The organism is Diaphorobacter sp. C33, from assembly GCF_030503915.1.
GTDB classification, from domain to species: Bacteria; Pseudomonadota; Gammaproteobacteria; order Burkholderiales; family Burkholderiaceae_C; genus Diaphorobacter; species Diaphorobacter nitroreducens.
Genome location: NZ_CP129980.1, coordinates 972,208 through 987,052, shown reverse-complemented (window position 1 = coordinate 987,052; position 14,845 = coordinate 972,208). Strand labels below are relative to the sequence as shown.

At 69.5% G+C, this 14,845-nt stretch carries 11 protein-coding genes; 2 read left to right on the top strand and 9 right to left on the bottom strand.

Annotated elements, in window-relative coordinates; translation table 11 throughout:
- Positions 1 to 5 precede the first annotated feature (5 nt).
- Positions 6 to 674, bottom strand: coding sequence for a maleylacetoacetate isomerase (maiA, locus tag QY917_RS04665; protein ID WP_123676296.1), 669 nt, complete (start codon positions 672 to 674; stop codon positions 6 to 8).
- 118 nt (positions 675 to 792) lie between these two features.
- Between maiA and QY917_RS04660 the strand changes: the two genes are divergently transcribed.
- Both QY917_RS04660 and QY917_RS04655 read left to right on the top strand, forming a co-directional pair.
- Positions 793 to 1,488 carry a fumarylacetoacetate hydrolase family protein gene (locus tag QY917_RS04660; protein WP_011805321.1) on the top strand — a complete coding sequence of 232 codons (696 nt, stop codon included), beginning with the start codon at positions 793 to 795 and terminating at the stop codon, positions 1,486 to 1,488.
- 71 nt (positions 1,489 to 1,559) lie between these two features.
- Positions 1,560 to 2,108 carry an NUDIX hydrolase gene (locus tag QY917_RS04655; RefSeq protein ID WP_015913223.1) on the top strand — a complete coding sequence of 183 codons (549 nt, stop codon included), beginning with the start codon at positions 1,560 to 1,562 and terminating at the stop codon, positions 2,106 to 2,108.
- Here QY917_RS04655 and QY917_RS04650 read toward each other — a convergent pair.
- From QY917_RS04650 to QY917_RS04615, 8 genes are all read right to left on the bottom strand, one after another.
- The gene (locus QY917_RS04650) at positions 2,101 to 3,303 is read right to left on the bottom strand and encodes an MFS transporter (protein ID WP_123676297.1); all 1,203 of its coding nucleotides are present in this window, start codon (positions 3,301 to 3,303) and stop codon (positions 2,101 to 2,103) included. The genes QY917_RS04655 and QY917_RS04650 overlap by 8 nt on opposite strands.
- Positions 3,304 to 3,318: 15 nt before the next feature.
- Positions 3,319 to 5,859, bottom strand: coding sequence for a penicillin-binding protein 1A (locus QY917_RS04645; RefSeq protein WP_123676298.1), 2,541 nt, complete (start codon positions 5,857 to 5,859; stop codon positions 3,319 to 3,321).
- 246 nt (positions 5,860 to 6,105) lie between these two features.
- Positions 6,106 to 7,056, bottom strand: a complete 951-nt coding sequence (locus tag QY917_RS04640) for a patatin-like phospholipase family protein (protein ID WP_123676299.1) — start codon at positions 7,054 to 7,056, stop codon at positions 6,106 to 6,108.
- A complete protein-coding gene (gene ligA / locus QY917_RS04635) occupies positions 7,057 to 9,252 on the bottom strand; it encodes an NAD-dependent DNA ligase LigA (RefSeq protein ID WP_123676300.1) in 2,196 nt (731 codons plus the stop codon).
- Between the two features lie 11 nt (positions 9,253 to 9,263).
- On the bottom strand, positions 9,264 to 9,638 hold the full coding sequence (locus QY917_RS04630) for a hypothetical protein (protein WP_123676301.1): 375 nt from the start codon (positions 9,636 to 9,638) through the stop codon (positions 9,264 to 9,266).
- 8 nt (positions 9,639 to 9,646) lie between these two features.
- On the bottom strand, positions 9,647 to 10,774 hold the full coding sequence (locus tag QY917_RS04625; RefSeq protein ID WP_088886866.1) for a cell division protein FtsZ: 1,128 nt from the start codon (positions 10,772 to 10,774) through the stop codon (positions 9,647 to 9,649).
- A gap of 13 nt (positions 10,775 to 10,787) precedes the next feature.
- Entirely contained in the window at positions 10,788 to 14,312 is a 3,525-nt protein-coding gene (gene smc, locus QY917_RS04620) for a chromosome segregation protein SMC (RefSeq protein WP_123676302.1), read from the bottom strand.
- Between the two features lie 174 nt (positions 14,313 to 14,486).
- Entirely contained in the window at positions 14,487 to 14,819 is a 333-nt protein-coding gene (locus QY917_RS04615) for a YnfA family protein (protein ID WP_123676303.1), read from the bottom strand.
- Positions 14,820 to 14,845: the final 26 nt, after the last annotated feature.

The window sequence follows — 14,845 nt, the reverse complement described above, 5'->3', positions numbered from 1 at the left end:
GGGCTTCAGGCCTCGTGGTCCGGGCAGGCAGACGGCTGCGCGCGCTGAAAGGCCGGCAGCGCCATGCATGCGTCGAACGCGGACATCGTGCGCGGCAGACCGTCCATGTCCACATGGAAGCGCCGGCCGTTGAAGATCTGCGGCACCAGGCAGCAGTCGGCCAGCGTGGGCGCATCGCCCCAGCACAGGCGCGAGGCCGCCAGCCCGGCGGCCTGGCGTTCGCCGTCCAGCAGCACCAGCTGCCGCTCGAACGCCTCCAGGCCCTTGCGCACCCAGTGGCGGTACCAGGCGTCCTTGGCGGCGTCTTCCACCTGCAGCTGGTGCTTGAGGTACTTGAGCACGCGCAGGTTGTTCAGGGGGTGGATCTCGCAGGCCACCATCTGCGCCAGCGCCCGCACGCGCGCGCGCGCCAGCGCGTCGCCCGGCAGCAGCGCAGGCTCGCGGTGGGTCTCGTCCAGATATTCGATGATCGCCATCGACTGCGTGAGCAGGTGGCCGTCATCGGTCTGCAACGCCGGCACCAGCGTGTCACCCACGCGGTCGGCATAGCCGGGCGCCAAATGCTCTGCCTTGACCAGGTGGACCGGCAGGTAGTCATAGGGCAGGCCCTTGACTTCCAGCGCGATGCGCACGCGAAACGATGCCGAGGAGCGGAAGTAGTTGTAGAGCTTCATGCGGCCGCAGCATAAGCCAAGCCGGCGCCGGGCGTAATGCGGGCCCCCGCCCATGCGCGGCGCCGCGCCGTGGCACACTGCTTCATCCCTTCACACCGCCGCTACCACCGAGAGAACCATGAGCTATGTGATCCCTCCCGCACCGCAGGCCAGCGTGCCCGTCGTGGGCACAACCCAGCGCTTTCCCGTGCACCGCATCTACTGCGTGGGCCGCAACTATGCCGAGCACGCCAAGGAAATGGGCTTCACCGGCCGCGAGCCGCCATTCTTCTTCATGAAGCCCGCCGACGCCGTGCTGCCCGTGAACCCGGGCGAGACCGGCCAGATGCCCTACCCCACGCTGACCAAGGACCTGCACCACGAGATCGAGCTGGTGGTGGCCATCGGCAAGGGCGGCAAGCACATCGCCGCGGCCGACGCGCTGTCGCACATCTGGGGTTACGCCGTGGGCCTGGACATGACGCGTCGCGACCTGCAGGGCGAGATGAAGAAGCAGGGCCGCCCCTGGTGCATCGGCAAGGGCTTCGAGGCCAGCGCGCCCATCGGCCCGATCACGCCCGCGGCGCAGGCGGGCGACGTGCAGCAGGCAGCCATCTGGCTGCAGGTCAACGGCACGGACCGCCAGCGCAGCAGCGTGGGCCAGCTGATCTGGAACATCGCCGAGACCATCGAACACCTGTCCGCCGCATGGGAGCTGCAGCCCGGCGACCTGATCTTCACCGGCACCCCCGAGGGGGTGGGCGCGGTGGTGCGCGGCGACGTGCTGGAAGGCGGCATCGACGGCCTGGGCACGCTGCGCGTGGCCGTGGCCTGATTCACTATCATAAAAATAGCTGCTAGCGCTTTCCCCATAAGCGCTGCAGCCGTTTTTTATTCATACAACGAATGAACTTCCGCCGCCCCATCAAGCATTGCCGCGCCTGCGGAACGGCCGTGGCCTACCGCGTGCCCGACGACGGTGACACGCGCGAGCGCGCCGTCTGCCCCAGTTGCAACGTAATCCACTACGAAAACCCGCTGATGGTGGTGGGAACGGTGCCGGTACTGGGGGACCACGTGCTGCTGTGCAAGCGCAACATCGAGCCGCGCCGAGGCAAGTGGACCCTGCCGGCCGGCTTCATGGAACTGGACGAGACCACCGTCGAGGGCGCCGCGCGCGAGACCGACGAGGAAGCGGGCGCGCAAATCCAGATGGGCCCGCTGTTTTCGCTGCTGAACGTGCCGCAGGCGGGTCAGGTGCACCTTTTTTACCTGGCCACGCTGCTCAGCGACCGCTTCGACCCTGGCCACGAGACCATCGAGGCACGCCTGTTCACCGAGGACGAAATCCCCTGGGACGAGATCGCGTTTCGCACCGTCAAGCACACGCTGGAGCAGTTCTTTGCCGACCGTCGCGCGGGGCGCTTCGGCATGCACTGCATCGACATCACCTGAGCAACCGGCCAGCCCCTGCGCTGCGCCAACCGAGACCCGCAAGGCACAGCGCCGCAAACACACCGCCGGCCCAGAACGTGGCCGCCGGCCCCACGGCATCCCACATCAACCCGGCGACCGCGCTGGCCACCAGCATGGCCAAACCGCTGGCCAGGTGGAACACGCCATAGGCCGTGCCGCGCAGGTCGGCCGGAGTCGCATCCGCCACCATGGCCGACAGCAGGCCCTGCGTCATGCCCATGTGAATGCCCCATACGGCCACGCCGGCAATCACCAGGGTCCAGTGCTGGGCGGTTGCGAGCAGCACGTCCGACAGGATCAGCACCACCAGGCCCCAGGCCAGCAGCCGCGTGTGGCTCACGCGGTCCGACAGCTTGCCAAATGGATAGGCCGCCGCCGCATACACCAGGTTCATGGCCACCATCACCAGGGGCACGAGTGCCATGGGTATGCCGATGTTCTGGGCGCGCAGTACCAGGAAGGCTTCGCTGAAACGTGCCAGCGTGAACACCGCACCCACGGCCACCACCCACCAATAGGCGGGCCCCAGGCGGCGGATGTTCTCGCGCCGGATGGGGTTGGTGCGGCGCACGCCCCCTTGGGACGCAGGCTCGCGCACGCCCCAGGCCAGCACGGCCACCGACAGCACGCCCGGCACCACCGCCACCCAGAACACGGCGCGAAAGTCATTGGCCCACAGCAGCATCAGGCCCACGGCCAGCAGCGGCCCGAGGAAGGCGCCCACCGTGTCCAGTGACTGGCGCAGGCCGAACGCGGCACCGCGAATCTCCGGCGGGGTCACGTCGGCCACCAGCGCATCGCGCGGTGCGCCGCGGATGCCTTTGCCCACCCGATCGATCAGGCGCGCCGTCACGATCAAGCCGGCGCCCGAAGCCAGCGCGAAGAGCGGCTTGGTGACGGCCCCCAGCCCATAGCCCAGCAACGCCAGCCCCTTGCGCCTGCCAAGATAGTCGCTGAGCGTGCCCGAGAACACCTTGACGATCAGCGCCGTGGCTTCTGCCAGACCTTCGATGAGGCCCACCGCGAAGGCCGACATACCCAGCGCGCCCACCATGAACATCGGCAACAGGCTGTGGATCATCTCGGACGAGATGTCCATCAGCATGCTCACCAGGCCCAGCGCCCATACAGCGGCGGGGATGCGCGCTGGCGAGGGTTGGCGCGGCGTCTGCATGCCAAGGGGCCGTGGTCAGCGGGTTTCGACGAAGAAAGGCGCGTTGTCATGCGGCCGGGGTACGACCACGCCACGCTGCACGGGATCGACCACCACGCCGGGAACCACCTGCGGCGCGGCGGGGCCGGCACCGGGTGACGCCGGGGGCGCCGCCGGAGCAGCGGCTGGCGGACCCGGCAACGGTGCATCCGGCTCGGTCACCCACACCGGCGGCTCGGCCGGCGCGGGGCGGGGCGTGACCTCCTGCAGCGGCACAAGGGGCGCATCCGTGATCTCGGGGCGCTCTTCCGGCGGCGGGGCGCTGGCGGCCGGCGCCGGCGTCTGCGGCAGTTCGGACTGCGGCGCCGGAGCGCCCGCCGGGCCGGCCTGCTCACCCGTGGGTCGGCCGAACAGGTCATAGACCCAGTTGCGCAGCGTGCCTGCGGCCGAGCCGATCCAGGAGCTTTCCTCCTCATCCACGAAGCGCTCGCGGGCATCGATGACCTTGGCGCGCAGGGCCTGGCGGAACACGTCGCCCACCATGGGCAGCGCGCTGTGCGCGCCCTGCCCCCAGTAGTCGCTGCGCAGGGTGATGCGCCCGTCGTTGAAGCCCGCCCAGGCCCCCGCGACGAGCTGCGGATGCATCAGGATGAACCAGCCGTCGGTGTTGTCCTGCGTGGTGCCGGTCTTGCCCGCCACGTCCGCCGTAATGCCGTAGCGGCTGCGGATGGCCGCGCCCGTGCCTTTGTCCACCACGCCCCGCAGCGCGTCGCGCAGCTGCTGCGCGGCGGTGACGTCCAGCGCGCGCTCGGGCGATGCAGGTTTGAATTCCTCCAGCAGCTTGCCGTGCTTGTCCTCGATGCGCGTGATGACCCGGGGCGCCAGGTAACGCCCGCCGTTGGCGATAGTGCCGTAGGCGGCGACCATCTCCTTGAGCGTGACCGAGCTCGTGCCCAGCGCCAGCGCGGGCACGGCCTCCAGTTCGGACTCGCGCACACCCATGGCGCGGGCCAGTTGCACCACGCGCGCCGGCCCCACCTTCTGCATGAGCTGTGCGGTGATGGTGTTCTTGGAGTACGCCAGCCCGTCGCGCAGCGTCATGGGCTCCTCGCTGGGTGGCGTGCGGCCGTCCGTGGGGCGCCAGACCCGCTTGCCACCCAGGGGGATCTCCACCGCGGTGTCCAGCAGCGTGTCGGTCGGCTGCAGTCCCATCGCAAAGGCCGCGCCGTACACGAAGGGCTTGAAGGTGGAGCCCGGCTGGCGGCGCGCAGCCTGCACGTGGTCGAACGGATCGGTCGCGTAGTCGCGGCTGCCCACCCAGGCCAGCACCGCACCGCTGCGCGGGTCCATGGCCATGAAGCCGGCCTGCACGCGGGTCTTGGACTGGCGCAGCGTGCGCAGGAAGCTACCGTCGTCCAGCAGCTCGCGCAGTGCCTCCTCGGGTGCGGCCCCCGCGGCCACTGCCTTTTCGTACTGGGGCGACTCGCGCACCAGCTGTTGCACCAGCGCGCTCTTGGGGCCCCAGGCGCTGCGCGGCGCCCACGCACTGTCGGCCACACCCTGCAGCGCCCGGCCCTGCTGCTGCACGGCCCGGTTGGCCATCTCCTGCAGCCGCCCGTCGATGGTGGTGCGGATCACCAGCCCATCGGAATACAGGCTGTAGCCGTTGCGGTCGGCCCAGTCGATGAGCTGGCGGCGCAGCTGCTGCGCCAGGTGCGGCGCTAAACCCGCCACCTCGGCCTGCCGCTCGAAGCGGATGCGCAGCGGGCGCTTGATCAGCCGCTCGTATTCCGTCTGCGAGAGCTTGCCCCGCTTGGCCATTTGCGCCAGCACGGTGTTGCGCCGGGCCTGCGCGCGCTCGGGGTTGAGCACCGGGTTGTAGTAGGCCGTGCCCTTGAGCATGCCGATGAGAGTGGCGCTTTCCAGCACGTTGAGCTTGTCGGCCGACTTGTCGAAGTACGTGCGCGCCGCCATCTCGATGCCGTAGGCGTTGTAGAGGAAGGGCACCGTGTTCAGGTAGGTCTCCAGGATCTCGTCCTTGGAGTACAGCCACTCGATCTTCAACGCGGTGATCGCCTCCTTGATCTTGCGCGTGAGCGTGGGCGCGCGGCCGATGTCCTCGGGGTAGAGATTGCGCGCAAGCTGCTGGGTGATGGTGGAGCCGCCCTGCTTGTCGCCGCCCACGGTGCGCACGACGGCCGACAGCGTGCGCCGCCAGTCCAGGCCGAAGTGGTCGTAGAAACGGTGGTCCTCGGTGGCGATGAGCGCATCGACCACGGGCTTGGCGATGGTTTCCAGCGGCACCCATTCGCGGTTCACCCACCGGTACTCGGCGAGCAGCCGCCCGTCGGCAGACACCAGTTGCGCAGGCTGGTCGCTCTTGGCCTTGCGGATGTCGCTGATCCCCGGCGTGAACGGGATCAGCGCCAGCACATACAGCACGCCGGCCAGCGCCAGCGCCGCCAGCAGCCACACCAGGCCATGCGCGGACAGCCAGCGCTCGGGCCGATGCAACAGTTGCGCCAGCGCGGGCCGCAGGCGGGCCCAGCGGGCTCGCAGGGTCGTGGAAAGATCCATGTAATTTATGGGCAAAAATGGCCTGTAGCGCTTTATCAGCAAGCGCTAGCAGCTATGAATTCAGAAGCAATGCGTAGACAGGGGTGCCCGGCCATGCGCGGCAGGCAGAACACGCGCCGCCGCGCCGGTCGCCGCACCAGCCGCGGCGCCTGGCGACGGGCCGGGCCTGCTTTATACCGCCAATCCCGCGCAAGGCTGGGCCGCTGTACAGATGCCACTGACCGCCCGGTGGCCCGCGCCACCACCTCAGCCCATGAACTGGCGCAATTGCGGCAGGCTGGCATGGGCGGCGCGCCGGCCCTCGGCAATGGCTTCGCTGGCACGGTGAAAGTCCAGCAGGCCCAAATGCGCCAGGCGCGGGGCGATCACCACCTCGGGCGGGTCACCCGCCATGCGGCTGCGGGTGATGCGCATCTGCATGATGTTCACGCTGGTCATGATCACGTCCAGCGCCGATGGCTTGGGGGGCGGCGCCTCGCCGCTGGCGGGCGCCCAGAACTTCAGGCGGCGCATCCAGTCGGCGCTGACCAGCGGTTCGGGCACCGGCTCCGGCCCGGGGTCCGGCGCCGCATCCGTGGGCACGGAGGCCTGCGGCTCGCGCACCACCGCCAGCGGATGCATGTGGCGGTGCAGGATGTCGGAATTCAGGTCCACGGCGATGACGATGTCCGCACCCATGGCGCGGGCCAGCGATGCGGGCACGGGGTTGACGAGTCCGCCATCCACCAGCAGCCGCCCGTCGGTGTGGTTCACGGGGGTGAACAGGCCCGGCAGCGCGATGGAAGCGCGCACCGCGTCGGCGATGGAGCCGTGGCGCAGCCAGACTTCGGCACCCGAGTGCAGGTCGGTCGCCACCGCGCCGAAGGGCAGCGGCGAGGCGTCGATGTCGAAATCGGCGAAGTTGCGGCGCCAGAAGGCGATGAGCTTTTCGCCCTTGAGCATGCCGCCCGACAGATTGAAGTCCATGAAGCCGAACACATCGCGCAGGCCCAGGCCCTGCACCCAGTCGGCAAAGCGCTCCAGTTCGCCCCCCGCGTAGGCCGCGCCCACCAGCGCGCCGATGGAGGAGCCGCAGATCACGTCCAGCCGCACGCCCTCCTCCCGCAGCGCCTGCAGCACGCCGATGTGCGCCCAGCCGCGCGCCGAGCCGCTGCCCAGCGCAAGGCCCAGCCGTGGGGCGCGGCGGGTCAGTGCCATCTAGGCCCCACCCGCGTTGGGCGGTGTGCCCCGCAGCAACGCATGCAACCCGTCCTCGTCCAGCACGGGGATGCCCAGCTCCTGCGCCTTGGCGAGCTTGCTGCCCGCATCGGCGCCGGCCACCACGTAGTGCGTCTTCTTGCTGACCGAGCCCGCCACCTTGGCACCGGCGGACTCCAGCAGGTCCTTGGCCGCGTCGCGGCCCAGGGTGGGCAGCGTGCCGGTCAGCACCACGGTCATGCCCGCCAGTGGCAGCGTGGCGGCGGCAGCGGGCTCGCTCTCGTCCCAGGTGACGCCGCAGGCGCGCAGCTGCTCGACCACCTCGCGGTTGTGGGGTTGCGCGAAGAAGGTGTGGATGGCCTCGGCCACCACGGGCCCCACGTCGTTCACCTGCAGCAACTGCTCCACGCCCGCATCCATGATGGCGTCCAACTGGCCGAAGTGGCGCGCCAGGTCCTTGGCCGTGGCCTCGCCCACATGGCGGATGCCCAGGCCGAAGAGAAAGCGCGCCAGCGTGGTGCGCTTGGATTTGTCGAGCGCATCCAGCACATTTTGCGCGGACTTCTCGGCCATGCGGTCGAGCTGCGCAAGGCTGGACAGCCCGAGCCGGTACAGGTCGGGCAGCGTGCGGATCACGTGGCCTTCGACGAGCTGGTCCACCAGCTTCTCGCCCAGGCCCTCGATGTCCATGGCGCGGCGCTGGGCGAAGTGCAGCACCGCCTGTTTGCGCTGCGCGGGGCAGAACAGCCCGCCGGAGCAGCGGTGGTTGACCTCGCCCGGCTCGCGCACCACGGCGCTGCCGCAGATGGGGCACTGGCGCGGCATGCGGAAGTTGGGCACGTAGGGCTGGCGCGGCCCCGCCAGCGGCTGCGCGGGTGCGGTGCCGTCCGCGCTGCTGGCGGCGTCCACCAGCGCGTCGGAGCCCGCCAGCACTGCCAGGCCTGCGCCCGCCGGCACCACGCCCACCACCTCGGGAATCACGTCGCCCGCGCGGCGCACGATCACCTGGTCGCCCACGCGCACTTTCTTGCGGCGCAGCTCGAACAGGTTGTGCAGCGTGGCATTGGTCACCGTGACGCCGCCCACGAACACCGGCGCGAGTCGCGCCACAGGGGTCAGCTTGCCCGTGCGGCCCACCTGCACGTCGATGCCTTCCACGCGCGTGACCATCTCCTGGGCCGGGTATTTGTGGGCCACGGCCCAGCGCGGCTCGCGCGTCACAAAGCCCAGCTGGCGCTGCAGTGCCAGGCTGTTGACCTTGTAGACCACGCCGTCGATGTCGTACGGCAGCGCATCCCGTTCGGCCCCCACACGCTGATGGAACGCTATGAGTTCAGAAGCGCCTTGCGCAATCTGCACCTGGGCTGCGACCGGAAATCCCCATTCCTTGAGCTGCTGCAGCATGCCGAAGTGCGTGCCGAAGTCGGGCCCGCCCTCGGCGGCTGGCGTGACCTCGCCCAGGCCGTAGGCGAAGAAGGACAGCGGCCGCTGCGCGGTGATGCCTGAGTCCAACTGGCGCACCGCGCCGGCGGCGGCGTTGCGCGGGTTGACGAAGGTCTTGTCGCCCTTCTCGCGCTGGCGATCGTTGAGTGCGTCGAAGTCCGCGCGGCGCATGTAGACCTCCCCGCGCACCTCCAGCACCGGCGGCACGCCGGCGGGCAGGCTCAGAGGGATCTGGCGGATGGTGCGCACGTTGTGCGTCACATCCTCGCCCACCTCGCCGTCACCGCGCGTGGCGGCCTGCACCAGGCGCCCGCCCTCGTAGCGCAGGCTCATCGCCAGGCCGTCGAACTTGGGCTCGGCCACGTATTCCACCGGCGGTGCATCGGGCGGCAGCTTCAACTCACGGCGCACGCGCGCGTCGAAGGCTTGGGCGCCGCTGGCCTCGGTGTCGGTTTCGGTGCGGATGCTGAGCATGGGCACGCGGTGGCGCACCGGTGTCAGCCCGTCCAGCACCGCGCCCAGCACGCGCTGCGTGGGCGAGTCGGGCGTCACCAGGTCGGGGTAAGCGCCCTCCAGCGCCTGCAACTGCTGGAACGCGCGGTCATACTCGGCATCGGGCACGCTCGGCGTGTCCTGGACGTAGTACTCGTGCGCCCAGCGGTTCAGCTGCTCGCGCAGCGCTTTGATTTTTGTAGCTACCAGCGCAGACCCCTTGGGCCCAGAAGCCGGAAAAAGGTCGGATTGTTCAGTCATGCCGGAAAGGATCAGGCCCGGTCCCATTGGGCGAGGTGCAGCAGCACGCCCGACGGGTCCCAGACGTAGGTCACGCACGCGCCGTACGGTTCCTGCTTCGGCGCGGACACGCGGGCCCCAGGAAAGCGGCCCGTGCCGATGAGCTGCGAAACGTCTGCAAAACACTGGGCCGCGTCCTGCACGGAAATGTGCAGCATGCAGTTGTCCGCCCATTCCTTCTCGTAGTAGCGCTGCAGGTAGAACCCCACCCCGCCCAGATGGAACAGGGCCAAGTCTTCGTCCGACCATTCCAGGGTGCAGCCCAGGGCCGCGTAGAACGCCTTGGACAGCGCGAAGTCCTGGGCCGGGAGGAAAGAGCGCACATCATGGGCGCGCAGGTCGATCATGCCGTTTCCTAGCTGAACAGGCGCCGCGCCAGCGCGGAGCCGGCCGAGAGTTCGCGGCTGTCCAGCTTGTCGTACAGCTGCTCAAGATCGGCGGCGATGGGCTCCATGGTCATGGCAGGCAGCGGCGTACCGTTCTGGTCGCACAGCACGCCGTCCATGGCCTCGCCGAGCGCGGCCGCCACCTCGCGCAGGCGCGCAAAGGGCTGCTGCGAGCGGTGGACCTGGGCCACGTCCAGGCTCAGCACGATGTCGCGCACGGCGGACTGCTCGGGGTCGTCGGACATGGCGGCCTGCGCGTCATAGGTCAGCGTGAGCACGGGCGGCAGGCCCGGCCCCTGCGCAGGCAGCACCAGCCGGCCCGGAATGGCGCCAGCGACGAGACCCAGGCGTGCGGCGTTCTGCTGCACGTAGCCGGGGCTCCAGGCCGCGTGGCGCGCCCGCAGCACGAAGGTGAGCTGCGCATCGTGCTCGCTGGCGAACTGGTCCAGCTCGCGCGCGCGGGCCACCTCGTGCAGCATGTCGGGAAAGTCGGGCGCGGCATTGATCGCGTCGGCGAAGCCCTGAGCCTTCATGACGAATTCGGAGAACTCGATCTCGTTGAGCGCACCCAGGCGGTTGGCCAGTTGCACGCCCGCCTGGAACTGCAGGTAGCGCTGGCCGGGCTGGGGGGTTTCCCACTGCTGCGCGGCGTCGTTGAAGCCCTCCACCGCGAACGGCTTGCTGCCCGCGCGGCGCGTGGGCGGCAGCGCGGCCAGGGCCGCATCGCCCGAAACCTGCTGCTCGGCCACGATGGGGGCGATGGCGTCGATCAGCGGATCCAGCCCGCCGCGGCGCTCGGCCGTGGGCACGGGCAGGTCCAGCGCATCACGCAGATCCACGGCGTGGCCGTCGAAGCCGGGCTCGGCCTCGCCTTCGGCGCCGCTCCCGACAAGCCCCGCGCCGGTGAGCCCCGCGCCGGTAAGCACCGCGCCATCAAAGGCGGGCTCATGGCGCGCCACCGGCTCCTGCGCGGGATCGGCCTCGGCCGGCCGCGGGCGCTTGGGCGCGTTGCGGTGGGTTGTCCAGGCGTTGTAGGCGACGACGACGATCAGCACGAGCGCGCCGGCGATGATGAGACCAAGTTGGAAGTTGCTCATGGTGAATACGGGGTCAGGCCTCGGCCATGGACAGCGCGGACTCCATGTCCACGGCCACGATGCGCGACACGCCCTGCTCCTGCATGGTGACGCCGATCAGTTGCTCGGCCATCTCCATGGCGATCTTGTTGTGGCTGATGAAGAGGAACTGCGTTCCCTTGGACATGCTGGACACCAGCTTGGCATACCGCTCGGTGTTGGCATCATCCAGCGGTGCGTCCACTTCGTCCAGCAGGCAGAACGGAGCGGGGTTGAGCTGGAAGATGGCGAACACCAGCGCGATCGCGGTGAGTGCTTTCTCGCCGCCCGACAACAGGTGGATGGTCTGGTTCTTCTTGCCCGGCGGCTGGGCCATGACCTGCACGCCGGAGTCGAGGATCTCGTCGCCCGTCATGATGAGCTTGGCCTGGCCGCCGCCGAACAGTTCGGGGAACATGCGGCCGAAGTGCCCGTTGACGGTCTCGAAGGTGCCCGACAGCAGGGTGCGCGTCTCGCCGTCGATCTTGCGGATGGCGTCCTCCAGCGTGGTCATGGCCAGCGTCAGGTCTTCGGTCTGCGCGTCCAGGAAGCCCTTGCGCTCGCGCGCGAGCTGCAACTCCTCCAGCGCGGCCAGGTTCACCGCGCCCAGCGCCGTGATCTCGCGGTGCAGGCGGTCGATCTCGCCCTGCAACCCCGCCATGCGCACGCCACCGTCCTGGATGGAACGCTCCACCGCCGCCAGGTCGGCCTGCGCGTCCGCCAGCAGCGTGCTGTACTGCTCCAGGCCCAGGCGCGCCGCCTGCTCCTTGAGCTGGAACTCCGTGATGCGTGCGCGCAGGGGCTCCAGCGTGCGCTCGTTCTGCATGCGCAGTTCGTCGCTGGCGCGCAGCCGCGCCGTCAGGTCATCGTACTGGCTGCGCTGGGCGGCCAGGTCTTTTTCGCGCTCGATCTTCAGGTCCAGCGCCTGCTGCAGGCCGCCCTGGGCGGCGGCATCGGACAGGCGCGAAAGCTCGTCCTGCGCGCGCTGGCGCTCATCGTGCAACGCGCGTGCCTGCGTGGCCGCGGTGTCGATGGTGCGCGCCAGCTCGGCACGCCGGGCCTGCAGGCTGCGCTGGGAGAACTGGGCCTCCTGTGCCTGGCGCTCCAGCGCGCGCTGCTGCTCACGGCATTCGGCCAGGCGGCGCTCGGCCTCGATCACACGGTCGCCCAGCTGCGCATGGCGCTCCTGGCTGTCGGCCAGTTGCATGTCCAGTTCTTCAAAACGCGCCTCCGCGGTGACGCGGCGCTCCTGCAGGTCGCCCAACTGCGCCTCGACCTCGGACAGATCGGCGCCAATCTGCTCGCTGCGCGCCCGGGTCTGCTCGGCCAGTTGCGACAGGCGCAGGGTCTCAACCTGCAGCTCGTGCGCGCGGCCTTGGGCCTCGCTGGCCTCGCGGCGCGCGGCCACCAGGCGCTGCGCCGCGTCGGCGTACAGGCTCTCGGCACGTACCAGCGCCGCGCGCGCCTCCTCGGCGATCAATGCCTGGGCACGCAGCTCTTTCTCCAGGTGTTCGATCTCCTGCGCCCGGGCCAGCAGGCCGGACTGCTCGGAGTCCTGCGCATAAAAACTCACGCTGTGCGCGCCCACGGCATGGCCGGCTGACACATAGATGGCCTCGCCCGGCTGCAACTGCGCGCGGCGGTTCAGCGCATCGTCCAGCGTCTGCGCGGTGTAGCAGCCCTGCAGCCAGTCCACGAGCACGGCGTGCAGCCCGGCGTCGTGCACGCGCAGCAGATCCGACAAGCGCGATGAACCAGCGGGGGCTTCGGGCGCGGGCGCGGATGGCGCGCTGTAGAAAGCCAGCCGCGCCGGAGGCGCATCCTGCCCGCCCGCGCCCAGGAAGCCGCGCACCATGTCCAGCCGGCCCACGGGCAGCGCGGCCAGGCGCTCGCGCAGCGCGGCCTCCAGCGCGTTCTCCCAGCCGGGTTCGATGTGGATGCGGCTCCACAGTCCCTGCAGCCCTTCCAACCCGTGCTTGGCCAGCCAGGGCTGGAGCTTGCCGTCCACCTTGACCTTTTCCTGCAAGGCCTTGAGCGCTTCCAGCCGCGCGGACAGGTCGGCCTGCCGGGCCGTTTCCTGGTTCACGACCTGCTGGCGCGCACGGCGGTCCTCGTCGAGCTGGGGCACGCTGTCCTGCAGCTCGGCCAGGCGCGCCTCGGCCATCTCGGCGCCTTCCTCGGCCTGCTGCAACTGCTGGCGCAGGTTGGCCAGGCGCGCCTCGTCGGGCGCAGCCAGGGCATTGCGGTCGGTGCGCAGGCGCTCCAGGCGCGCCTCCAGTTGGCGGCTTTGCTCGTCCAGGCTGCGCTGCTCGGCCGCCAGCACCTGGATCTGCTGCTGCACCTGCGCCACGGCGGCGCGCTGCTCGTCGCTGCGCTGCTGGCTCTGGCGCAGGGCGTCTTCCAGCTCGGGCAGGCGTGTCGCCTGCTCCTCGACCTGTGCGGCCAGGACCTCGGCCTGCTCCTCGGCATTCATGCCGGCGCCTTCGATGCTTTCGACTTCGGCTTCAGCCTCTTCCTTGCGCGCGGACCACTGGGCGATCTGCTCGGCCAGTTGCACCAGGCGCTGCTCCACGCGCTGGCGGCCCTCGACCACGTAGCGGATCTCGGCTTCCAGCTTGCCGACCTCGGCCGTGGCCTCATAGAGGCGCCCCTGTGCCTGGTTGACCTTGTCGCCCGCCTCGTAGTGCGCCTGGCGGATGGTCTCCAGGTCGGCCTCCACATGGCGCAGGTCGGCCATGCGCGACTCCAGGTCGTTCACGGCGGCCAGGCCCTCGGTGCGCACGCGGGCCTGTTCGCTTTCCGCCTCGGCGCGCTTCAGGAACCACAGCTGGTGCTGCTTGAGGGTCACGTCCTGCTGCAGCGCGTTGTAGCGCGCGGCCACCTCGGCCTGCTTTTCCAGCTTGTCGAGGTTGGCATTGAGTTCGCGCAGGATGTCCTCTACCCGCGTGAGGTTCTCTCGCGTGTCGGACAGGCGGTTCTCGGTCTCGCGCCGGCGCTCCTTGTACTTGGACACGCCCGCGGCTTCTTCAAGGAACAGGCGCAGTTCCTCGGGGCGACTTTCGATAATGCGGCTGATCGTGCCCTGGCCGATGATGGCGTAGGCGCGCGGGCCCAGGCCCGTGCCCAGGAACACGTCCTGCACGTCGCGGCGACGCACCGGCTGGTTGTTGATGAAGTAGCTGCTGGTGCCGTCGCGCGTGAGTACGCGCTTGACGGCAATCTCGGTGAACTGGTTCCACTGCCCGCCCGCGCGGTGGTCGCTGTTGTCGAACGTCAGCTCCACGCTGGAACGGCTGGCCGGCTTGCGGCTGGTGGTGCCGTTGAAGATCACGTCCTGCATGCTCTCGCCGCGCAGCTCGCTGGCCTTGCTCTCGCCCAGCACCCAGCGCACGGCATCCATGATGTTGGACTTGCCGCAACCGTTGGGGCCCACCACGCCCACGAGTTGCCCCGGCAGCATGAAGTTGGTGGGCTCGGCAAACGACTTGAAGCCGGCGAGTTTGATCGAGTTAAGACGCACGGGTCAGGCGTTGGACAGGGCGGTTCGCAGGTGCAGGAAAGACCGGAATCATACCGTGGCGCTCGTGTCGGCCCCATGCCCAGCCGGGCATCCTTCGATTGCAAGCAAAAATGGCCTCCAGCGCTTACCCAGCAAGCGTCAGCAGCTATTCTTACGAGAGCATCCTACGGCAGCTCAGCCCCCACGCGGGGCAAAGGCAATGATGGCCATGCCGCACAGCGTGACGGCCACGCCCAGCCAGTCCCATGGGCCGGGGCGCACGCCGTCCACCGTCCACAGCCAGACCAGCGCCACGGCCACATACACGCCGCCGTAGGCCGCGTACACACGCCCTGTGGCCGCCGGATGCAGCGTGAGCAGCCAGGCAAACAGCGCCAGGCTGGCGGCCGCCGGCACCAGCAGCCAGGCGCTGCGCCCCTGGCGCAACCACAACCAGGGCAGATAGCAACCGACAATTTCCGCCACGGCAGTGAGCAGGAACAGGGCCAGGGTCTTGACGGGCAGCATGCGTGAATGCGTGATGAAAAAGAAGG